Origin of the sequence: Klebsiella sp. FDAARGOS_511, from assembly GCF_003812845.1 — a bacterium.
Classification (GTDB): domain Bacteria; phylum Pseudomonadota; class Gammaproteobacteria; order Enterobacterales; family Enterobacteriaceae; genus Klebsiella; species Klebsiella grimontii.
Genome location: NZ_CP033824.1, coordinates 1,886,130 through 1,907,452 on the forward strand (window position 1 = coordinate 1,886,130; position 21,323 = coordinate 1,907,452).

Annotated in this window: 20 protein-coding genes; 12 read left to right on the plus strand and 8 right to left on the minus strand. The window is 53.9% G+C overall.

Features of this window, described 5'->3' with window-relative positions; translation table 11 throughout:
• Positions 1-7 precede the first annotated feature (7 nt).
• The 5 genes from pcnB (at position 8) to panD (ending at position 4,131) form a co-directional block, all read left to right on the plus strand.
• The gene (gene pcnB / locus EGY08_RS10095; protein ID WP_075208596.1) at positions 8-1,405 is read left to right on the plus strand and encodes a polynucleotide adenylyltransferase PcnB; all 1,398 of its coding nucleotides are present in this window, start codon (positions 8-10) and stop codon (positions 1,403-1,405) included.
• Positions 1,402-1,881 carry a 2-amino-4-hydroxy-6-hydroxymethyldihydropteridine diphosphokinase gene (gene folK / locus EGY08_RS10100; RefSeq protein WP_123828460.1) on the plus strand — a complete coding sequence of 160 codons (480 nt, stop codon included), beginning with the start codon at positions 1,402-1,404 and terminating at the stop codon, positions 1,879-1,881. Before pcnB ends, folK begins: the two co-directional genes overlap by 4 nt.
• A gap of 118 nt (positions 1,882-1,999) precedes the next feature.
• Complete coding sequence (gene panB, locus EGY08_RS10105; RefSeq protein WP_004098680.1) at positions 2,000-2,791, plus strand: 3-methyl-2-oxobutanoate hydroxymethyltransferase; 792 nt, start codon at positions 2,000-2,002, stop codon at positions 2,789-2,791.
• Positions 2,792-2,802: 11 nt separating this feature from the next.
• The gene (panC, locus tag EGY08_RS10110; RefSeq protein WP_004129047.1) at positions 2,803-3,657 is read left to right on the plus strand and encodes a pantoate--beta-alanine ligase; all 855 of its coding nucleotides are present in this window, start codon (positions 2,803-2,805) and stop codon (positions 3,655-3,657) included.
• A 93-nt stretch (positions 3,658-3,750) separates the two neighbouring features.
• A complete protein-coding gene (gene panD, locus EGY08_RS10115; RefSeq protein ID WP_004129045.1) occupies positions 3,751-4,131 on the plus strand; it encodes an aspartate 1-decarboxylase in 381 nt (126 codons plus the stop codon).
• A gap of 1 nt (position 4,132) precedes the next feature.
• Here panD and EGY08_RS10120 read toward each other — a convergent pair whose 3' ends face one another.
• The 4 genes from EGY08_RS10120 to EGY08_RS10135 all read right to left on the minus strand — a co-directional run bounded on the left by EGY08_RS10120 (position 4,133) and on the right by EGY08_RS10135 (position 7,699).
• Complete coding sequence (locus tag EGY08_RS10120) at positions 4,133-5,386, minus strand: polysaccharide deacetylase family protein (RefSeq protein ID WP_004129044.1); 1,254 nt, start codon at positions 5,384-5,386, stop codon at positions 4,133-4,135.
• Between the two features lie 57 nt (positions 5,387-5,443).
• Positions 5,444-5,884 (minus strand): PTS sugar transporter subunit IIA, encoded by a 441-nt coding sequence (locus EGY08_RS10125; protein WP_049114769.1) that lies wholly within the window; start codon positions 5,882-5,884, stop codon positions 5,444-5,446.
• Between the two features lie 121 nt (positions 5,885-6,005).
• Positions 6,006-6,776, minus strand: coding sequence for an ABC transporter permease (locus tag EGY08_RS10130; RefSeq protein WP_004129040.1), 771 nt, complete (start codon positions 6,774-6,776; stop codon positions 6,006-6,008).
• Positions 6,773-7,699: an ABC transporter ATP-binding protein gene (locus EGY08_RS10135; protein ID WP_004872112.1), complete on the minus strand. Its 927-nt coding sequence runs from the start codon at positions 7,697-7,699 to the stop codon at positions 6,773-6,775. The genes EGY08_RS10130 and EGY08_RS10135 overlap by 4 nt, the downstream gene beginning before the upstream one ends.
• A 107-nt stretch (positions 7,700-7,806) precedes the next feature.
• Here EGY08_RS10135 and can point away from each other — a divergent pair, with 107 nt between their 5' ends.
• A complete protein-coding gene (gene can / locus EGY08_RS10140) occupies positions 7,807-8,469 on the plus strand; it encodes a carbonate dehydratase (RefSeq protein WP_004129036.1) in 663 nt (220 codons plus the stop codon).
• 50 nt (positions 8,470-8,519) lie between these two features.
• Here can and hpt read toward each other — a convergent pair whose 3' ends face one another.
• Positions 8,520-9,056 (minus strand): hypoxanthine phosphoribosyltransferase, encoded by a 537-nt coding sequence (gene hpt, locus EGY08_RS10145; protein WP_014227950.1) that lies wholly within the window; start codon positions 9,054-9,056, stop codon positions 8,520-8,522.
• 203 nt (positions 9,057-9,259) lie between these two features.
• Between hpt and EGY08_RS10150 the strand changes: the two genes are divergently transcribed.
• A complete protein-coding gene (locus tag EGY08_RS10150) occupies positions 9,260-11,650 on the plus strand; it encodes a glucose/quinate/shikimate family membrane-bound PQQ-dependent dehydrogenase (protein ID WP_123828461.1) in 2,391 nt (796 codons plus the stop codon).
• Between the two features lie 80 nt (positions 11,651-11,730).
• Here the strand turns inward: EGY08_RS10150 and cueO are convergent, their stop codons facing one another.
• Positions 11,731-13,314 carry a multicopper oxidase CueO gene (gene cueO, locus EGY08_RS10155; protein WP_004129032.1) on the minus strand — a complete coding sequence of 528 codons (1,584 nt, stop codon included), beginning with the start codon at positions 13,312-13,314 and terminating at the stop codon, positions 11,731-11,733.
• A gap of 146 nt (positions 13,315-13,460) precedes the next feature.
• Here cueO and EGY08_RS10160 point away from each other — a divergent pair, with 146 nt between their 5' ends.
• From EGY08_RS10160 to speD, 5 genes are all read left to right on the plus strand, one after another.
• Positions 13,461-13,808 (plus strand): YacC family pilotin-like protein, encoded by a 348-nt coding sequence (locus tag EGY08_RS10160; RefSeq protein ID WP_004872121.1) that lies wholly within the window; start codon positions 13,461-13,463, stop codon positions 13,806-13,808.
• 267 nt (positions 13,809-14,075) lie between these two features.
• The gene (locus EGY08_RS10165) at positions 14,076-14,495 is read left to right on the plus strand and encodes a hypothetical protein (protein ID WP_032742041.1); all 420 of its coding nucleotides are present in this window, start codon (positions 14,076-14,078) and stop codon (positions 14,493-14,495) included.
• A complete protein-coding gene (locus EGY08_RS10170; protein WP_004129029.1) occupies positions 14,492-16,201 on the plus strand; it encodes an FKBP-type peptidyl-prolyl cis-trans isomerase N-terminal domain-containing protein in 1,710 nt (569 codons plus the stop codon). Before EGY08_RS10165 ends, EGY08_RS10170 begins: the two co-directional genes overlap by 4 nt.
• Positions 16,202-16,352: 151 nt before the next feature.
• The gene (speE, locus tag EGY08_RS10175) at positions 16,353-17,216 is read left to right on the plus strand and encodes a polyamine aminopropyltransferase (RefSeq protein WP_123828462.1); all 864 of its coding nucleotides are present in this window, start codon (positions 16,353-16,355) and stop codon (positions 17,214-17,216) included.
• Positions 17,217-17,230: 14 nt separating this feature from the next.
• Positions 17,231-18,025, plus strand: coding sequence for an adenosylmethionine decarboxylase (gene speD / locus EGY08_RS10180; protein ID WP_004108061.1), 795 nt, complete (start codon positions 17,231-17,233; stop codon positions 18,023-18,025).
• A 31-nt stretch (positions 18,026-18,056) separates the two neighbouring features.
• Here speD and yacL read toward each other — a convergent pair whose 3' ends face one another.
• Positions 18,057-18,419: a protein YacL gene (gene yacL, locus EGY08_RS10185; protein WP_004129024.1), complete on the minus strand. Its 363-nt coding sequence runs from the start codon at positions 18,417-18,419 to the stop codon at positions 18,057-18,059.
• A 175-nt stretch (positions 18,420-18,594) separates the two neighbouring features.
• Positions 18,595-21,192 carry a bifunctional aconitate hydratase 2/2-methylisocitrate dehydratase gene (acnB, locus tag EGY08_RS10190; protein WP_004129020.1) on the minus strand — a complete coding sequence of 866 codons (2,598 nt, stop codon included), beginning with the start codon at positions 21,190-21,192 and terminating at the stop codon, positions 18,595-18,597.
• Positions 21,193-21,323 lie beyond the last annotated feature (131 nt).

Consider the following 21,323-nt stretch of genomic DNA (forward strand, 5'->3'; position numbering starts at 1 on the left):
GTGTACCATTTTTACCCGAGTCGCTAATTTTTGCCGTAAGGTGCTAAGCCGTGAAGAGCGCGAGGCAGAAGCCGCCGTCGAACAATTACATATGACGGTTATCCCGCGCGAGCAGCATGCAATTTCCCGCAAAGATATCAGTGAAAATGCCCTCAAGGTCATGTACAGACTCAATAAGGCGGGCTACGAATCGTGGCTGGTCGGCGGCGGCGTACGCGATCTGCTGCTGGGCAAAAAACCTAAAGATTTTGACGTCACCACCAACGCGACTCCGGAACAGGTCCGTAAGCTGTTCCGCAACTGCCGTCTGGTAGGCCGCCGCTTCCGCCTGGCGCACGTGATGTTCGGACCGGAAATTATCGAAGTCGCCACCTTTCGCGGCCATCATGAAGGCCACACTACCGATCGCATCACCTCCCAGCGCGGCCAGAACGGCATGCTGCTGCGCGACAACATCTTCGGTTCGATTGAAGAAGATGCCCAGCGCCGCGACTTTACCATCAACAGCCTCTACTACAGCGTGGCGGATTTCACCGTCCGCGACTACGTCGGTGGCATGAAAGATCTGCAGGATGGCGTCGTCCGCCTGATCGGCGATCCGGAAACCCGCTATCGCGAAGATCCGGTGCGCATGCTGCGCGCGGTGCGTTTTGCGGCGAAGCTTAATATGAGCATCAGCGAAGAGACCGCCGAGCCGATCCCGCGCCTGGCGACGCTGCTGCACGATGTGCCGCCGGCGCGTCTGTTTGAAGAAGTCCTGAAGCTGCTGCAGGCCGGCGACGGTTATGAAACCTATATCCTGCTGCGCGAATATAATCTGTTCCAGCCGCTGTTCCCGACCATTACCCGCTACTTCACCGAGCGCGGCGATAGTCCAATGGAGCGCATCATCAGCCAGGTGCTAAAGAATACCGATACCCGCATTCGCAACGATATGCGCGTTAACCCGGCGTTCCTGTTCGCGGTAATGTTCTGGTACCCGCTGCTGGAAACGGCGCAGAAAATCGCTCAGGAGAGCGGGCTGGCCTACTACGATGCCTTCGCGTTGGCGATGAACGACGTGCTGGACGAGGCCTGCCGTACGCTGGCCATCCCGAAACGTATTACCACTCTGGTGCGCGATATCTGGCAGCTTCAGCTGCGGATGTCCCGCCGTCAGGGTAAACGCGCGTGGAAGCTAATGGAGCATCCAAAATTCCGCGCCGCCTACGATCTGCTGGAGCTGCGCGCCGGCGCCGAAAACAGCAGCGAGCTGCAGCGTCTGACCAAATGGTGGGGCGAGTTCCAGGTCGCCGCGCCGCCGGATCAGAAAGATATGCTGGATGATTTAGGCGACGATCCGGCCCCGCGCCGCCGCCACCGTCGTCCGCGCAAACGCGCGCCGCGCCGCGAAGGTAGCGCATGACGCTCGTCTATATCGCGATTGGCAGCAATCTGGCCTCTCCGCTGGAGCAGGTCAACGCTGCCGTTAACGCGCTGGCGGACATACCCGAAAGCCGGGTAATAAGGGTTTCCTCTTTCTACCGCACGCCGCCCCTGGGGCCGCAGGATCAACCTGACTACCTCAACGCCGCCGTCGCGCTGGAAACCGCGCTGGCCGCAGAAGAGCTGCTCAACCACACCCAGCGTATTGAACTGCATCAGGGCCGCACGCGTAAAGCCGAACGCTGGGGACCGCGCACGCTGGACCTCGACATCATGCTGTTCGGCGATGAAGTGATTAATAGCCCGCGCCTGACCGTACCGCACTACGATATGAAAAACCGCGGTTTTATGCTGTGGCCGCTGTTTGAAATCGCCCCCGACCTGCGTTTCCCCGACGGTCCGGCATTACCGGCTGTTCTGGCAAATCTCGGCGCGGAAAAACCCGCTCTCTGGTAATAACCCTTCGTTTTTAACAATTACGGCGATCGTGGTAATCGGTTGCCTAAAACCATTGCCCCCCTGAATGCTGCTGTTAGAATGCCGGTTAATATGACTTTCATCATCAGGAAACGTTATGAAACCGACCACTATCGCCCTGCTGCAGAAATGTAAACAGGAGAAGAAACGCTTCGCCACTATCACCGCCTACGACTACAGCTTTGCAAAGCTGTTCGCCGATGAGGGTATTAACGTGATGCTGGTCGGCGATTCGCTGGGCATGACGGTGCAGGGCCACGATTCCACCCTGCCGGTGACCGTTGAAGACATCGCCTATCACACGCGTGCGGTACGCCGCGGCGCGCCGAACTGTTTGCTGCTCGCTGACCTGCCGTTTATGGCTTACGCCACGCCGGAACAAACCTTTGAGAACGCCGCCATCGTCATGCGCGCGGGAGCCAACATGGTCAAAATCGAGGGCGGTGCCTGGCTGGCGGATACCGTGAAAATGCTTGCCGAGCGTGCGGTACCGGTGTGCGGGCACCTCGGTCTGACCCCGCAGTCGGTGAACGTCTTCGGCGGGTATAAAATTCAGGGCCGCGGCGATGCCGGGCAAGTTCTGCTGGATGATGCGCTGGCGCTGGAAGCGGCGGGCGCGCAGCTGCTGGTGCTGGAGTGCGTACCGGTTGAGCTGGCGAAACGCGTCACCGAGGCGTTAACCATCCCGGTGATTGGTATCGGCGCGGGCAACGTTACTGACGGACAAATCCTCGTCATGCATGACGCTTTCGGTATTACCGGCGGCCATATTCCAAAATTCGCCAAAAATTTCCTGAGCACAGCGGGCGACATGCGCGCCGCGGTACGGCAATATGTTGCCGAAGTGGAGTCCGGCGTCTATCCGGGCGAAGAACACAGTTTCCATTAAGGAGTGTTGTTGTGCTGATTATTGAAACCCTGCCGCTGCTGCGCCAGCATATCCGCCGTTTACGCCAGGAGGGCAAGCGCATTGCGCTGGTTCCCACCATGGGCAACCTGCACGATGGCCATATGAAGCTGGTTGATACCGCCAAAGCCAGCGCAGATGTGGTGGTGGCCAGTATCTTCGTCAACCCAATGCAGTTTGACCGCGCTGAGGATCTGGCGCGCTATCCGCGCACCCTGCAGGACGATTGCGAAAAGCTGAACAAACGGAAGGTCGATTTGGTCTTCGCGCCTGCCGCGGCGGAAATCTACCCGCAGGGTACCGAAAGCCAGACCTACGTCGATGTCCCGGGGCTGTCGACGATGCTTGAGGGCGCCAGCCGTCCAGGCCACTTCCGCGGCGTTTCCACTATCGTTAGCAAACTGTTCAACCTGATCCAACCGGACGTCGCCTGCTTCGGCGAAAAAGACTTCCAGCAGCTGGCGCTGATCCGCAAAATGGTCGCGGATATGGGCTACGACATCGAGATTATCGGCGTACCGATTATGCGCGCGAAAGATGGGCTGGCGCTGAGTTCGCGCAACGGCTATCTCAGCGCAGAGCAGCGCAAAATCGCTCCAGGGCTATATAAGGTGATGAATCGCGCGGCGGAGAAACTGGCGGCCGGCGAGCGCAACCTTGATGAGTTGATCGCGATTGCCGGGCAGGAGCTGAACGAACAAGGCTTCCGCGCCGATGATATCCAGATCCGCGACGCCGATACGCTGCTCGATTTGACCGAAAGCAGCCAGCGCGCGGTGATCCTGATGGCGGCGTGGCTCGGCGAAGCGCGTTTGATCGACAACCAGATAGTGGCGCTCACTCGGTAGACACGGGTTAAAAATCGGGCAATACTGCCAGGAATTTCCTCAAGGCGGACGTCACGCCCGCTTTGTTATCGTTAAGCTTTAAAGGTAGACGTTATGATTCGTAATATGCTGCAGGGCAAACTCCACCGCGTTAAAGTCACGCAGGCCGACCTGCACTATGAAGGCTCCTGCGCTATTGATCAGGATTTCCTGGATGCGTCCGGCATCCTGGAAAACGAGGCTATTCATATCTGGAACGTGACCAACGGTAATCGTTTCTCCACCTACGCTATCGCCGCGGAGCGCGGTTCGCGAATTATCTCCGTTAACGGCGCGGCGGCGCATTGTGCCAGCGTCGGTGATATTCTGATTATCGCCAGCTTCGTTATGATGCCTGACGAAGAAGCCCGCGCCTGGCAGCCGAAAGTGGCCTATTTTGAAGGCGAGAATGAAATGAAGCGCCAGGCAAAAGCCATTCCGGTACAGGTTGCCTGATCTACCCCTGCGGCTGGTTGCTTATCAGCCGCGACATGGTTTCCAGCGAATCCGTTCTTAATATATACAGCCTCTTCAATAAGAACGGATTATCCCCCGGTTTTACCTTTCCTCTTACCGTCGTCACTGCCAGATGAAAACCAGCGTCATTCGCCGCCTGAACCGCCGTGGCGTTATAGCCGCCAAACGGGTAAGAGAGATACTGTACGTGCGGATTAAACTGCGCCAGCGCCCGCCGCGAATGCTCAAAATCAAACAGAATATTGTGATAGCTGCGGCTGAGTAGAATTGGATGACGTTCGGCATCAACCCGATGCAGAAAATGGGTATGCGACTGCACGTCAAAAACGTCCTGAATCTGTTTTAGCTCGGAAACACTCATAAACTGCAGCGATTTTGGCGCCCATTTCTGCGGATGGCGCTTAATGCGCGACGAGATAATAAAAGCCGTAGCGTGAAAGCCATACTGCTTGAGAATCGGGTAGGCATAGCGGTTGACCGACTTCAGCCCGTCGTCAAAGGTGATCACCACCGAGCGCGCCGGAAGGTTCACTTTATTACGCAGATAGCCCTCAAGCTGATACATACTCAGCGTGGTATAGCCCTGGTCGCGTAGCCAGGTCATCTGATTGCTGAAGGCGCGAACGGAAGTCGTTGTTGAGGTATGGCGAAAGCGGGTATTTTCTTCATCACGAAGAATATGGTGATAGGTAAGGATGGGGATGCCGTTATCTTCCTGGGCATCAAGGCTGCTCACCCACGCCAGCCGGTTGCCGATGCGAATCTGAAACCAGGTTTGATTCAACCGATCTTTGAGCTTGCTGATAATCGGGTAACGCAAATTACTCGCCAGGGTGCCAAATGGCGCGCTGCCAACGGCGGGGGCATCATATACTGGCGTATCTTTCCAGGTCATGAGGTTTTGGTTGCTCAGGGATTTATGCAGATCGCCCAGGCTGTCCTCAACTCGCTGCTTACCCTGTACCGGCTCCAGGTGGCCTTTATCTATAAAGCCGGTCGCAAAGCCAAAATTAAACTCATAGTAATCCGCCGCCGTCGGTACTACCGCCAGTATTTGTCCTGCCCGTACGTTGCCGACGCTCACTACCTGATTGCCCACCTGCGCCCAGATATCGGCATCTTCGGTCGTCTGCATATAACGTGCCGGGACACCCTGCTGGCTTAACAGACTGGCGGAGGCGCCGAGCGTCGTGAACAGGAGGAGTAAAGCAAGAATTCGGGCAAACATGCGCATCGAACCGGTAGACAAGAACTGCCGTCATTGTAACAAAAGCATCATCAATACCAATGCTTAATTCCCGTACGGCTCATGCAGTAGTCGAAAAGGCGGATTTTTTTGCTGTTGATGCCAGAGGCTGCTCACCGCCGGGCCTCCAGCGCTGACAATGGCGTGTCGGAAAGCTTCGCTGCTCAGGTTCTGGCGCAGCAAATACATACTTTCCAGTAATGAATAGTCGATCCCGGAAATCACTTCACAGTGGGTGTGCTTATGGCTCATCAGCGCCGCCACGCGATAAGGCGCCGCGCCGGTTTTATCGGTCAGAAAAATAACCCCTTCTCCGCCATCCGTCTCGTGCAGCGCGTCGCACATCATGCGGCTCAGCATATTGCTGCTGAGATTACGCCAGTAGTTAACCGCCCGACACTGCGTCAGCGGCCCAAACTTTTTCTCCAGACGATCCAGCATCTCCTGCGCCAGTTCGTCATGACAGGTAATCACCCAACCTAACATCGCCTACCTCCTTAGCAGGCAAACAATTTAGCAAGGGAAGCGATAAATATCGGTGATGGCAATCAAAATTGTTTGCTGGCGCTTCGCTTAACTGCGCAGCGAAGCGCCATGAACGGCTAAATTAGCTGCGCAGCCCGCGCCCGCGCTGGATCAGATACCAACACAAAATATAAAATGCGACGATAAACACCACCAGCACGCCGAAGGTGGTGGCCAGCGGAACATCGTTAATCCCGAGGAAGCCGTAGCGGAAGCCGCTGATCATATAGACAATCGGGTTCAGATGCGACAGGCCTTGCCAGAACGGCGGCAGCAGGGTCAGCGAATAAAAAACCCCGCCGAGGTAGGTCAGCGGCGTCAGCACGAAGGTCGGAATGAGGCTGATATCATCAAAGGTTTTGGCAAACACCGCGTTCAGCAGACCGGCCAGTGAAAATAACACGGCGGTCAGCACCAGGGTCAGGGCGACAAATACCCACGAGTGAACCTGGAACGGTACGAAAAACAGCGAAATCGCCGTCACCAGAATCCCGACGCACAGACCGCGGGCAACGCCGCCGCCCACATAGCCGGCGATCACCACATGGGTGGGGACCGGCGCGACCAGCAGTTCTTCAATATTGCGCTGAAATTTCGCGCTGAAGAATGATGAAGCGACGTTGGCGTAAGCGTTGGTGATCACCGCCATCATAATCAGCCCCGGCACGATAAACTGCATATAGGTAAAACCGTGCATTTCACCGATGCGCGAGCCAATCAGGTTACCGAAAATGACAAAGTAAAGGGTCATCGTTATGACCGGCGGCACCAGCGTCTGGATCCAGATACGCATAAAGCGATGGATCTCTTTGGTCCAGATGCTTTTCAGCGCGACCCAATAAAGCTGCATCATGCCGATTCTCCTTTCCGATCGTGTACCAGCGTGACAAACAGCTCTTCCAGACGGTTAGCTTTGTTACGCATACTTAATACCTGTATTCCCTGCGCGCTCAATTGCGTAAATACGCTGTTAATCCCCTGCTCGCGCAGCACCTCAACCTCCAGCGTCGACGTATCAACCAGACGATACTGATAGCCTTCCAGTACCGGTAACGGGCTTTTGGGAGCCAGATCGAGAATAAAGGTTTCTGATTTCAGCTTGGAAAGCAACGCCTTCATCGACGTGTTTTCCACCAGCTCGCCGTTCTGAATAATACCGATATTGCGACACAGCATTTCGGCTTCTTCCAGATAGTGGGTCGTCAGGATGATCGTGGTGCCTTTATCATTCAGATCTTTCAGGAATCCCCACATCGAACGACGCAGCTCAATATCCACTCCCGCCGTTGGCTCATCGAGAATCAGCAGCTTCGGTTCATGCATCAACGCACGGGCAATCATCAGGCGGCGCTTCATGCCGCCGGAGAGCATCCGCGCGCGTTCGTTGCGCTTTTCCCAAAGATCGAGCTGTTTGAGGTACTTTTCGCTACGGGCGATGGCTTCTTTGCGCTCAACGCCGTAGTAGCCCGCCTGGTGAATGACAATCTGCTGTACGGTTTCAAAGGGGTTAAAGTTGAACTCCTGCGGCACCAGGCCGAGCTGGCGTTTGGCGTTAACCACATCCTTTTGCAGGTCATAGCCAAACACGTTGACCTCACCGGAGGTTTTGTTCACCAGCGAACTGATAATGCCGATAGTGGTGGATTTTCCCGCGCCGTTCGGCCCCAGGAGCGCGTAAAAATCGCCCGCTTCTACCTGAAGATCGATTCCGCGCAGCGCCTGAACCCCGCCGGGGTAGGTTTTTTTGAGCTGTTTTAGTTCCAGAGCAATGGTCATTAAATGTCTCTTCTCGTGTCGTGACACGCGATGGGTTGTTTTAAAAAATGTGAGGTTAACCTATATTAGCGCAACGCACTTACTTGGTTACAGGCCCGTAAACATCCATGAACGATATAGATACACTCATCAGCAACAATGCACTATGGTCAAAAATGCTGGTGGAGGAAGACCCCGGTTTCTTTGAGAAACTGGCACAGGCGCAAAAGCCGCGCTTTCTGTGGATTGGATGTTCCGATAGCCGCGTTCCCGCTGAACGTTTGACCGGCCTGGAACCTGGCGAGCTGTTTGTACACCGTAACGTCGCCAACCTGGTGATTCATACCGATCTGAACTGTCTTTCCGTGGTGCAATACGCGGTCGACGTACTGGAAGTCGAACACATCATTATCTGTGGCCACTACGGCTGCGGCGGCGTGCAGGCGGCGATTGAAAATACCGAGCTAGGCCTTATCGACAACTGGCTGCTGCATATTCGCGATATCTGGTTTAAGCACAGCTCGCTGCTGGGAGAAATGCCCGAAGAGCGCCGCCTTGATACGCTGTGTGAATTGAATGTGATGGAGCAGGTTTACAACCTTGGCCATTCAACGATTATGCAGTCGGCGTGGAAGCGTGGACAGAAAGTGACGATTCACGGCTGGGCCTACGGTATTCACGACGGCATGTTACGCGATCTGGACGTGACCGCCGTCAGCCGCGAAACGCTGGAACAGCGCTATCGCCATGGAATTTCCAACCTTAAAAGCAAGCACGTCAATCACAAGTAATTCACGCGCCCCTCTTAATATCCCGGATAAGCCGGGATAGAAACTCCGCGTTACTCGTCCAGCAGCGTCACTTTGCCGATATATGGCAGGTGGCGATAGCGCTGAGCATAGTCGATGCCGTATCCCACCACGAACTCGTCCGGGATCGCAAAACCAACAAACTCAACCGGCACCTTCACTTCGCGGCGGCTTGGCTTATCGAGCAGTGTACAAATCGCCAGCGATTTCGGTTCACGCAGGCTGAGGATTTCGCGTACTTTTGACAGCGTGTTGCCAGAGTCGATGATGTCTTCCACGATCAGCACATCTTTACCGCGGATATCCTCATCCAGGTCTTTGAGGATTTTGACGTCACGGGTGGTAGACATGCCGCTACCGTAGCTGGAGGCGGTCATAAAATCGACTTCATGCGGTACCTGAACTTCACGGCACAGGTCGGCCATAAACATAAACGAGCCACGCAACAGCCCCACCAGCACCATTTCGCTGCCGCTATCTTTGTAGTGCTCGTTGATTTGGCGACCGAGCTCAGCAATACGGGCTTTGATCTCGGTTTCCGGGATCATCACTTCTACAGTATGTTTCATAAAACTAACCATTTGATTCTTAATGTAAATCATCAACTCCGCTGCGATTGCACCGACGTTGACCGGCAAGCCACGCAGTATACCAGCAAAAAGAAATATACGATGCAGTGATTAATAAAGCCCATTTTGTGATTCCGATCACACTTGTTAAATCCTATAATTAATTGCAGTTAAAAAATTAACAAACAAACGAGTGTCCTTCTATGGCAGAAACAAAATCTCAACAATCACGGTTACTCGTGACGCTGACAGCTCTTTTTGCAGCGTTCTGTGGCCTATATCTTTTAGCAGGCGGGGCCTGGCTGGTCGCTCTTGGCGGCTCATGGTACTACCCTGTCGCAGGTCTGGTGATGCTGGCCGTCACCGTCATGCTGTTTCGCGGTAAGCGTTCTGCGCTTTGGCTATACGCCGCACTGCTGCTCGCCACCATGATCTGGGGCGTATGGGAAGTTGGCTTCGACTTCTGGGCGCTGACTCCGCGTAGCGACATCCTGGTCTTCTTCGGCATCTGGCTTATTCTACCGTTTGTCTGGCGCCGCCTGCCGATTCCCTCCTCTGGCGCCGTTGCCGGGCTGGTTGTCGCCCTGCTGATTAGCGGCGGCATCCTGACCTGGGCTGGCTTCAACGACCCGCAGGAAGTTAACGGTACGCTGAGCGCTGATGCAACGCCAGCAGCGCCAATTTCCGAGATGGCCGATGGCGACTGGTCGGCGTATGGCCGCAACCAGGAAGGCCAGCGCTACTCGCCGCTGAAGCAGATTAACGCCGATAACGTGAAGAACCTGAAAGAGGCATGGGTATTCCGTACGGGCGATCTCAAGCAACCTAACGATCCGGGTGAAATCACCAATGAAGTCACGCCGATTAAAGTTGGCGACACGCTCTATCTGTGTACTGCCCACCAGCGCTTGTTCGCGCTTGATGCGGCCACCGGTAAAGAAAAGTGGCATTTTGATCCGCAGCTCAACGCGGACCCGTCTTTCCAGCATGTGACCTGCCGCGGCGTTTCATATCATGAAGCCAAAGCGGATAACGCGCCGGCGGAAGTGGTTGCCGACTGCCCGCGCCGCATTATTCTTCCGGTCAACGATGGCCGCCTGTTCGCCATCAATGCCGAAACCGGTAAGCTGTGTGAGTCCTTCGCCAATAAAGGCATTCTCAACCTGCAAACCAATATGCCTGTCACCACGCCGGGCATGTATGAACCCACTTCACCGCCGATTATTACCGATAAGACAATCGTCATCGCCGGCGCCGTGACCGATAACTTCTCCACCCGCGAGCCGTCAGGCGTTATTCGCGGCTTTGATGTGAACACCGGTAAACTGCTGTGGGCCTTTGATCCGGGCGCGAAAGATCCCAACGCAATTCCTGATGATGAACATCATTTCACTCTGAATTCACCAAACTCCTGGGCACCAGCGGCCTATGACGCGAAGCTGGATCTGGTCTACCTGCCTATGGGCGTGACCACGCCGGATATCTGGGGCGGCAACCGTACGCCTGAACAAGAGCGCTATGCCAGCTCCATCGTGGCGCTAAACGCCACGACCGGTAAACTGGCGTGGAGCTACCAGACCGTTCATCACGATCTGTGGGATATGGATATGCCGTCTCAGCCGACGCTGGCGGACATTGACGTGAACGGCAAAACCGTGCCGGTGATTTACGCTCCGGCAAAAACCGGTAATATTTTTGTCCTCGATCGCCGTAACGGCGAGCTGGTCGTCCCGGCGCCGGAAAAACCGGTTCCGCAAGGGGCGGCGAAAGGTGACTACGTCGCGAAAACCCAGCCGTTCTCCGACCTGAGCTTCCGACCGAAGAAAGACCTGACCGGCGCGGATATGTGGGGCGCCACCATGTTCGACCAGCTGGTGTGCCGCGTTATCTTCCATCAGCTGCGCTATGAAGGGATTTTCACCCCACCGTCAGAACAAGGTACGCTGGTCTTCCCGGGTAACCTGGGGATGTTCGAATGGGGCGGTATCTCCGTCGATCCGAACCGCCAGGTGGCGATTGCTAACCCAATGGCGCTGCCGTTTGTATCAAAACTGATCCCTCGCGGACCGGGTAATCCGATGGAGCAGCCAAAAGACGCCAAAGGTTCCGGTACCGAAGCCGGTATTCAGCCGCAGTACGGCGTCCCTTACGGCGTCACGCTCAACCCGTTCCTGTCACCGTTTGGTCTGCCCTGCAAACAGCCAGCATGGGGCTATATCTCCGCGCTGGATCTGAAAACCAACGAAGTGGTGTGGAAAAAACGTATCGGTACGCCGCAGGATAGCCTGCCGTTCCCGATGCCGGTTAAGCTCCCGTTCACCATGGGTATGCCGATGCTGGGCGGCCCAATTTCGACGGCCGGCAATGTGCTGTTTATCGGCGCGACCGCGGATAACTACCTGCGCGCTTACAATATGAGCAACGGCGAGAAGTTATGGCAGGCACGTCTGCCGGCAGGCGGTCAGGCGACGCCGATGACCTATGAAGTGAATGGCAAGCAGTACGTTGTCATCTCTGCGGGCGGTCACGGTTCATTTGGCACGAAGATGGGCGACTATATCGTCGCTTATGCTTTACCGGACGACGCGAAGTAAACAAAGAAGGCCCGGTTTCCGGGCCTTTTCTCTATGGCACATCTCTCTCTTTTCGAGCGAAGCGAGCCCGCTTAGACGGCCTACACCGTAAATCCAAGCATCATCCCCGTATCTTCATGCTCCAGCAGATGGCAGTGCGCCATATAGGCATGCTCTTTCGGCGCATCGTGGTCAAATTTCACCAGCACTTCACTCACATCGCCTTCCACCCTGACGGTATCTTTCCAGCCGCTCCGGTGGGGTGCCGGCGCTTTACCGTTTTCGGACAAAATACGGAACTGAGTACCGTGAATATGGAAAGGATGCAGCATCATGTCGCCTTTGCCGGAAATCACCCACCGCTCATATTGCCCTTTCGCCGCCGCAAACAGGGGAACATTCATATCAAAGGCTTTACCGTTGATCCGGTTTGCATTATGGAAATCAAAACTTTGATGACCGTGCTTCATCTGCGCCATGCCGCCATGATTCATGTTTCCGTGATTCATATTCCCCATATCGCCATGATTCATCATCATGCCATGGTCCATACCGGACATCGCCTGGTCGCCATATTTTTGCATCAGCGCCTGCATGCCCATCATATCGAGCATCGGATCCATAGAGAGCTGCAGAGTACGTTGAGTAAGCCCCTGAAGAGAGGGCAGCGCTGGCATAGCGGCCAGAACATCCGGCAGCTTACCCGAAGCCTGGATAGTCAGTGGCTGCACGCGTAACACCGGCTGCGGCCGATCAAACGGAGCAACCGCCATCCCCATCTGGTTAACCGGGAGTGTAATTACATCAAAGGGTTTTCCGTCAGTGGTATCCACCAGCACTTCGAAACGCTCCCCCATCAACACCGGCAGCTCGTTGACTTTCACCGGCTCAGCCAGCAGACCACCATCGCTTGCCACCACGTACATGGGCCGCTTATCGCTGGTGGCGAAATTCAAAGAACGCGCATTACAACCGTTAAGCAGACGCAACCTTAGCCAGCCGCGAGGCGCGGCATGTTCCGGGTAGAGTGCCCCGTTAGTCAGCAGCGTATCGCCAAACCAGCCAACGGCTGCGCTCATAATATCGAGCTGATAATCAATCTCTCCCGCTGAGGTGAACTTTTTATCCTGCACAATCACCGGAACATCATCAATTCCCCACTGCTTTGGCAAGAGCAGCTTTTCGCTTTCCGCATCAGAAATCAATACCAGCCCCGCCAGCCCCATCGCGACCTGCCTGCCAGTTTTGCCATGTTGATGAGGATGGAACCAACAGGTCGCCGCCCGCTGCGTTGGGGTAAAGCTCACCGTGCGGGAGCCTCCGGCGGCAATCACGCCCTGGGGACCGCCGTCAACGGCGCCAGGAACCTCGAGACCGTGCCAGTGTACGGTGGTCTCCTCCGCCAGCCGGTTATGAATATCGATGGTTGCCTGCTCACCCTGCTTAAGCTGTAGGGCCGGGCCCAGCAGATTACCGTTATAGCCCCAGGTGGTCGCAAGATGAGAGCCGAACTGCGTTTTTCCGGCCTGGATGATTAACGAGATGCGATTGCGCGCGTCGGCGGTAAGTAGCTCCGGTACAGGCAAAGATGGACGACTGGCGGCGAAAACCGAGCGGCTCCATAGCGGCAATGCGCTGGCTACGCTGACCGCAGCGGTTAGTTTAAGAAACTCACGACGTTGCATTTTCACATCCTTTTTATTCTGCTGGTGAATAATTGAGCTTAAACCCTCCCCTAACAGGAAGGTCAAGCAGAAGAGTAAGAATAAAGCTCGGCGCAGTGTAACGAAGTATGCTAACGTTGTTTGTCCGTGATTCAATGGTAGAAAAAATGAAGACGCTTTTCAGAACAATAGTGCTTGGCAGCCTGCTCACTCTCTCCGCCAATAGCTATGCATTAAGCGAGTCCGAAGCGGAGGATATGGCTGATTTAACGGCAGTATTCGTCTTCCTGAAGAACGACTGCGGTTATCAAAATCTGCCTAACACGCAGATTCGCCGCGCCCTGGTCTTTTTTGCTCAGCAGAACCAGTGGGATTTAAGCAATTACGACAGCTTCAATATGAAAGCGCTGGGTGAAGATAGCTACCGGGACCTCAGCGGAATCAAAATCCCCACCACCAAAAAATGTAAAGCGCTGGCGCGTGACTCACTAAGCCTGCTTGCTTACGTGAAATAATCCCCCTGATTTCAACAAATCGGTAGCCGTGAGAATACGGCTATGATGCGCCGTAATAATAGTGGTTCAATTAACTGCGCGCTTTAATTTATATCTCAATTCATAGAATTCAATGATAATTCAAACTTAATTCATTAAGCACTTGATTCATTAATAAAACAAATATAAAAAATAGATTTCCAAAAACAAAACTCTAATATTGCAATCTTCTTTTTTGCACACTATTATCGCCCGATAACACTCCTTTTTTATCAATGGAATGAAACCTTGAACATATCCTTATTTACACGCATAGCGCCTGTGGCTGTCATTTTATTAGTCGGCTGTAATTCAATACAGTCCAGGCAATCCGCCAGATTAATGAAACCATTATCTGATACGACATTAAGCCAACAACAAACGGAACAGCAGAGAGTCGCCGATGAGCAAGCGCGTCTGGACTCCTGCCGCAAGGCTCTTGAATCTCTGAAAGAAGTGAATCCAAAGCAGGCAGACAAACTCGGTAATGAGTTCACCGCCCTCCTGAGTGCTGCAACCCAATATAATTCTGTTCGCAGTAAAGTGGCTGAACCGACAAAACAGGGGATCGATTCGATGTACCAGTTCAAATCAATCAAGCTATGCGCTGATATTGAAAAGGCACTGATAGATAGTCTTGTTAAACGTGGTGAAAATGTTCAGCTATGAACGGAAAAATAGCTAAAAACTTCAATTCGGTATCGCTGGCAGCAGTGTTTGTGCTGGCGCTATCGCCGAACGCCTATGCGGAAAAAGATGCGCTGATAAGCGTCACAGCGAGTTCAAGCAGTGACGCTTCAGGCCCTGCATTTTTAAATTACGCTAAAGAGCAGCAGGCGCAAGAAAGTCGCGAGCCAGTAAAGCCCGTTGAGGAAAAAAACAATAATACAAAAACCACCAATAAAAAAAGCGTTCAGAATACTAATGATATTTCCCGTCAGGCTGCAATAATTTCTCAAAAAGATAAACTTATCCGCCAGCTTCGACAGCAGCTGGAAGCTAAACCCGCAACGATTAATGCCGCAGCAGATAGCCAAAAAGAGCTGACGGATAAAATTCAGCTGCTTGAGAAAAAATTAGCAACTGCTGTAGCCGAAAAACAACGATTAATAGAAAAAGAGCTAACGACCGCAGCTGAAATAAAACAGGAGGTGGGCCAACGTAATGCCTCCGAAGATAAAATTCTGCAGCAAGAAAAAAAGCTGGTATTAGTAGAATCCGCAAAACAAAAAGTTGAGCTGCAGCTGACTGAGGCAACCGCTGAAAAGCAGACGCTGATAAAGAAACTCGCCGCAGCGGAAGCGGAAAAGCAAGATACGGCCTCTAAGCTCACGGCTGCGGCATCAGACAAACAAGCGCTCATGAGCAAGCTCGCTGCTGCTGAGTTATCTCAACAGCAAATGCTCGCAAAATTCACTGCGGCTGACGCCGTCAGGCAGACGCTACAAACGAAGCTAGAAGCGTCTGAAACAGATCATAAAGCCGTGATAGCGAAGCTCGCCGCCTATGAAACGGAACAAAAGGATTTAACGGCAAAACTGGCGGCTGCGGGGGTAGAAAAACAGGCGCTCACCGCTAAACTCGATTCCTTTATCATCAGCAAGCAGCAGTCATCCCTTCAGGGGGATGCCGCCGATAAAGACAAAGCCCTACTGCAGGCCAGCGCAGATGAAATTACCCGGCTAAAGACCATGCTTGCTGATGCCGAAGCTAAAAAACCAGCGGCTATCGACCTTGCCAAAGAGTCCCTGCAGCAGGCTTACGCTATCGGCGTATCGATGGGTGATGAAGTGCTACAGCTCTTATCCACCCGGGATTCCCAGGGTGTAAAAATGAGCAAAGATACCGTACTGCAGGGTATCCAGGATTCTTTTTCCGGAAATATCGCCCTTGATGAGAAAGCGCGCAATAAAGCTTTGTTCGATGTGTCTAAAGAAGTCTTTCAGAACCTGAAGAAGATCGAACAGCAAACGCTTAGCGAAGGAAAGAAATATCAGCAAAAGTTCGCGAAGCAAAAAGGGGTGGTATTGAAAGATGGCGTTTACAGCCGCATAGATTATGCCGGTAAGGGCAAGATTCTCGATAGCGATATCGTTACCGTCACCATCAAAGAAACGCTTATCGACGGAACAGTCATTAACGATATGGAAGCGGAGGGTAAAGTGTGGTCTCAATCCCTGAAATCTTATCCTCCCCTGTTCCTTGGCCCTATAAAACGGCTGGGAAATCACGGGGCTATTACGGTCGTGATCCCTCCCGAACTGGCCTACGGCAGCAAGGGCAAGCCGCCTAAAATCCCGCCGGGAGCGACCATGGTATATTCGCTCAGAATCGTTGACGCCACAGCAGCAGAACCGCAGGCTAAAAAACCCTGATCCTTGCGCCTTTCGCCGGGGGAGGCGTTCCCAATTTTCTTACCACGCCTCATTTGCTGAAATATCCGCCGTGCATCATCTTCTATAGTTGGCTATGATGTTGCGCTCATTTTAATGGGTGTAACAGATGTTAACAAAGGAGGATCTGCCCGTGGCCGATAGCAATCTGTGGCATGAAACGCTGCACGACCATTTTGGTCAGTATTTCAGCGTTGATAACGTTCTGTATCATGAGAAAACCGATCACCAGGATTTAATCATTTTCGAAAATGCGGCGTTTGGTCGCGTGATGGCGCTGGACGGGGTGGTACAAACCACCGAGCGTGATGAGTTTATCTACCATGAAATGATGACCCATGTTCCGCTAATGGCCCACGGTCAGGCGAAACATGTGTTAATTATCGGCGGCGGCGATGGTGCCATGCTGCGCGAAGTCTCTCGCCACGGTAATGTCGAAAGCATCACCATGGTAGAAATTGACGCTGGCGTGGTTTCGTTCTGTCGTCAATATCTGCCTAATCATAACGCTGGCGCGTACGACGACCCGCGTTTTACGTTGGTCATTGACGATGGCGTCAATTTTGTTAACCAAACGGCGCAAACGTTTGACGTCATTATCTCCGATTGCACCGATCCTATCGGTCCCGGCGAGAGCCTGTTCACTTCCGCATTTTATGAAGGCTGTAAACGCTGCCTCAATCCTGGTGGGATTTTCGTCGCTCAGAACGGCGTCAGCTTCCTGCAGCAGGATGAGGCCGTCGATAGCCATCGTAAACTCAGTCACTACTTTAGCGATGTGAGCTTCTATCAGGCGGCGATTCCAACCTATTTTGGCGGCATCATGACCTTCGCATGGGCCACGGACAACGAAGCCCTTCGCCACCTTTCCAGCGAAATCATCCAGGCCCGCTTTCATAAATCGAACCTGAAGTGCCGTTATTACAATCCGGCAATTCACGCGGCGGCATTTGCTTTACCGCAATATTTACTGGATGCGCTATCCACTGTTAAGTAAGGGGGTGATCTAAATTGAAAAAATTGAAGCTGCACGGCTTTAACAATCTGACCAAAAGCCTGAGTTTTTGCATCTATGATATCTGCTACGCGAAAACGGCAGAGGAGCGCGATGGCTACATCGCCTATATTGACGAGCTCTATAACGCCAACCGCCTGACAGAAATTTTGTCCGAGACCTGTTCAATTATCGGCGCTAATATTCTCAACATTGCGCGTCAGGATTATGAGCCACAAGGGGCCAGCGTGACGATCCTGGTCAGCGAAGAGCCTATCGATCCGCAGCTTATCGATCAGACAGAACACCCGGGCCCGCTACCGGAAACCGTTGTGGCGCATCTCGATAAAAGCCATATCTGCGTTCATACCTATCCTGAAAGCCATCCTGAAGGCGGGCTGTGCACCTTCCGCGCCGATATTGAAGTCTCAACCTGCGGGGTCATTTCACCGCTGAAAGCCCTGAATTATCTGATTCACCAGCTAGAATCCGATATTGTCACCATTGATTATCGCGTTCGCGGTTTTACCCGTGATGTGAACGGCATGAAGCACTTCATCGATCATGAAATTAACTCCATTCAGAACTTCATGTCCGAGGATATTAAGTCTTTGTATGACATGGTGGACGTGAACGTTTACCAGGAGAATATTTTCCATACCAAGATGCTGCTTAAGGAATTCGACCTCAAGCACTACATGTTTCACACCAGGCCGGAAGATTTAACCGAAGAAGAGCGCAGGGTCATCACCGACCGGCTGTGGAAAGAGATGCGTGAAATTTACTACGCAAGAAATATACCGGCGGTGTAACGCCCGGCGGAGCACGGAGGCTCCGCCAGACTTAGCGCTGCTGCATAAACTCACGATAGGCGGCAACGACCTGTAAAAAATCTTCAATACCGCACAGCGAGAGGCTTTCTTCGTCGTAGTAGCTCATTCCTTCTTCTATCTCATCGCCAGAAAAATCCAGCTGATTGGCGCGGATCATCACTTCTTCCCCATCCAGCCATAATGTGTATTCATGACCGGCACGCTGCCAGGAACGTTCGCTACCTTTGACGGTGCGCGCGGCCTGCTCAACTTCATCAAGCAGGGTAAGGTTATCTTTAACCTCTTCGTTGAACCAGTGGCCGATAGCCTCATGATCCATCGACATTCGCACCTTGACCACTCCGGTAATATCGCGCAGAAATTCGTAATCCATAGTCTTTTCCTCTGCAAGGGCAGTGCGTCACCGCTGCACTGTACCCATAGCGTCATTATCGCAGCAGTAAGGGAGAAAAAAAGCGTCGCGGACGGAGGGATTGGAAATAAAAATGCCCGGTGATGCAATGTTCACCGGGCATTGAAGGGATTATGTACAACGCTGACTTATTGCGTTATACCGCGGTCTGGAAAATCACCCCATCAGCCTTCTCAGTATACTGACCCAGCTGGTCGAAGTTCAGATAGCGGTAGGTATCCGCCGCAGTTTTATCCACCTGAGCAACGTAGGTCTGGTACTCTTCCGGCGTCGGCAGCTTACCAATAAGCGCGGCGACTGCCGCCAGCTCCGCAGAGGCCAGGAAGACGTTAGCGCCGGTACCTAAACGGTTCGGGAAGTTACGGGTTGAGGTAGAAACCACCGTCGCACCGTCAGCAACACGAGCCTGGTTACCCATGCACAGGGAGCAGCCAGGGATTTCAATACGCGCGCCGCTCTTACCAAACACGCTGTAGTAACCCTCTTCAGTCAGCTGCGCGGCATCCATGCGGGTTGGCGGCGCCACCCACAGACGGGTCGGCAGCTGGCCTTTGTGGTTGTCCAGCAGCTTACCAGCCGCGCGGAAGTGGCCGATGTTGGTCATGCAGGAACCGATAAACACTTCATCGATCTTCTCACCCTGCACGTCGGACAGCAGACGCGCATCGTCCGGATCGTTCGGCGCGCAGAGGATTGGCTCTTTGATATCGGCCAGATCGATATCGATCACCGCCGCATATTCTGCATCCGCATCGCCTTCCAGCAGCTGCGGATCCGCCAACCATTTTTCCATGCCCTGAACGCGACGTTCCAGCGTACGGCGGTCGCCGTAACCTTCCGCGATCATCCACTTCAGCAGGACGATGTTGGAGGTCAGATACTCAACGATCGGCTCTTTGTTCAGCTTGATCGTGCAGCCTGCAGCCGAGCGCTCTGCGGAGGCATCGGTCAATTCAAACGCCTGCTCAACTTTCAGATCCGGCAGACCTTCGATCTCCAGAATGCGGCCAGAGAAGATGTTTTTCTTACCTTTCTTCTCAACGGTCAGCAGGCCCTGTTTGATCGCATACAGCGGGATGGCGTGCACCAGATCGCGCAGGGTGATGCCTGGCTGCATTTTGCCTTTAAAGCGCACCAGCACCGACTCCGGCATATCCAGCGGCATGACGCCGGTCGCGGCGGCAAACGCCACCAGGCCAGAACCAGCCGGGAAAGAGATGCCAATAGGGAAACGGGTATGCGAATCACCACCGGTACCGACGGTATCCGGCAGCAGCATACGGTTCAGCCAGGAGTGGATAACACCATCGCCAGGACGCAGCGATACGCCGCCGCGGTTCATAATAAAGTCCGGCAGCGTGTGGTGCGTGGTGACGTCCACCGGCTTAGGATAAGCGGCGGTATGGCAGAAGGACTGCATCACCAGGTCGGAAGAGAAGCCCAGGCACGCCAGGTCTTTCAGCTCGTCACGGGTCATCGGACCGGTGGTGTCCTGAGAGCCTACGGAGGTCATCTTCGGTTCGCAATAAGCGCCCGGACGAACTCCGGCCACGCCGCAGGCGCGACCCACCATTTTCTGCGCCAGAGAGTATCCGCGGCTGCTTTCCGCCACGTCTTTCGCCTGACGGAATACGTCGCTGTGCGGCAGGCCAAGCGCTTCACGCGCTTTGGTGGTCAGGCCACGACCGATGATTAGCGGGATACGGCCACCGGCGCGCACTTCGTCGATCAGTACGTCGGTTTTCAGCTCGAAGGTCGCGAGCAGTTCGCCGGTTTCGTGGTTACGTACTTCACCTTTAAATGGATAAACGTCGATCACGTCGCCCATGTTCAGGTTGTTTACGTCCACTTCAATCGGCAGCGCGCCGGCATCTTCCATGGTATTAAAGAAGATAGGCGCAATTTTGCCGCCGAGAACCAGACCGCCGCCGCGTTTGTTCGGCACGTTCGGAATATCGTCGCCCATAAACCACAGCACCGAGTTGGTGGCGGATTTACGCGATGAACCGGTACCCACGACATCGCCGACGTACGCCAGCGGGAAACCTTTTTGCTGCAGTGCTTCAATTTGTTTAATCGGGCCGACGGCGCCAGGCTGATCCGGGTCGATGCCTTCACGGGCGTTTTTCAGCATTGCCAGCGCGTGCAGCGGAATGTCCGGGCGGGACCAGGCGTCAGGGGCCGGAGACAGGTCATCGGTGTTGGTTTCGCCGGTGACTTTAAAAACGGTCACGGTGATTTTGTCAGCCAACTGAGGACGGCTCAGGAACCACTCAGCATCAGCCCAGGATTGCATCACCTGTTTGGCATATTCATTGCCCGCTTTGGCTTTCTCTTCTACATCGTAGAAGTTGTCGAACATCAGCAAAGTGTGGGACAGCGCTTTCGCGGCAATCGGCGCCAGTTTTGCGTCGTCCAGCGCGTCAATCAGGGGATGAATGTTGTAACCGCCCTGCATGGTGCCCAGCAGTTCGACAGCTTTTTCACGGGTAACCAGTGGAGAAGTTGCTTCGCCTTTGGCGATCGCGGCAAGGAATCCGGCTTTAACATAGGCGGCTTCGTCGACGCCCGGCGGTACGCGGTTAATTAACAGGTCTAACAGGAATTCTTCTTCACCCGCTGGCGGGTTTTTCAGCAGTTCTACCAGCGCGGCCATTTGGGTTGCATCTAAGGGTTTCGGTACAATCCCCTCGGCGGCACGCTCAGCTACGTGCTTACGGTATTCTTCTAGCACGACGGTTCTCCTCGCTCTCATTGTAAAATGCGGTAGGCGATTCTCTTCACGCTCCTGTGAGACAGCAGTTTGTAGGGTAAATGCCCGATACCGCGTCGGCAGCATAGCAGGATTTTGGCGGGGTGTTAATC

Excerpts from the sequence above, each read along its gene's own strand:
- folK (WP_123828460.1), top strand. The coding sequence starts at position 1,402 with ATGACGCTCGTCTATATCGCGATTGGCAGCAATCTGGCCTCTCCGCTG.
- panB (WP_004098680.1), top strand. The coding sequence starts at position 2,000 with ATGAAACCGACCACTATCGCCCTGCTGCAGAAATGTAAACAGGAGAAG.
- panD (WP_004129045.1), top strand. The coding sequence starts at position 3,751 with ATGATTCGTAATATGCTGCAGGGCAAACTCCACCGCGTTAAAGTCACG.
- EGY08_RS10120 (WP_004129044.1), bottom strand. The coding sequence starts at position 5,386 with ATGCGCATGTTTGCCCGAATTCTTGCTTTACTCCTCCTGTTCACGACG.
- EGY08_RS10125 (WP_049114769.1), bottom strand. The coding sequence starts at position 5,884 with ATGTTAGGTTGGGTGATTACCTGTCATGACGAACTGGCGCAGGAGATG.
- EGY08_RS10130 (WP_004129040.1), bottom strand. The coding sequence starts at position 6,776 with ATGATGCAGCTTTATTGGGTCGCGCTGAAAAGCATCTGGACCAAAGAG.
- EGY08_RS10135 (WP_004872112.1), bottom strand. The coding sequence starts at position 7,699 with ATGACCATTGCTCTGGAACTAAAACAGCTCAAAAAAACCTACCCCGGC.
- can (WP_004129036.1), top strand. The coding sequence starts at position 7,807 with ATGAACGATATAGATACACTCATCAGCAACAATGCACTATGGTCAAAA.
- hpt (WP_014227950.1), bottom strand. The coding sequence starts at position 9,056 with ATGAAACATACTGTAGAAGTGATGATCCCGGAAACCGAGATCAAAGCC.
- EGY08_RS10150 (WP_123828461.1), top strand. The coding sequence starts at position 9,260 with ATGGCAGAAACAAAATCTCAACAATCACGGTTACTCGTGACGCTGACA.
- cueO (WP_004129032.1), bottom strand. The coding sequence starts at position 13,314 with ATGCAACGTCGTGAGTTTCTTAAACTAACCGCTGCGGTCAGCGTAGCC.
- EGY08_RS10160 (WP_004872121.1), top strand. The coding sequence starts at position 13,461 with ATGAAGACGCTTTTCAGAACAATAGTGCTTGGCAGCCTGCTCACTCTC.
- EGY08_RS10170 (WP_004129029.1), top strand. The coding sequence starts at position 14,492 with ATGAACGGAAAAATAGCTAAAAACTTCAATTCGGTATCGCTGGCAGCA.
- yacL (WP_004129024.1), bottom strand. The coding sequence starts at position 18,419 with ATGGATTACGAATTTCTGCGCGATATTACCGGAGTGGTCAAGGTGCGA.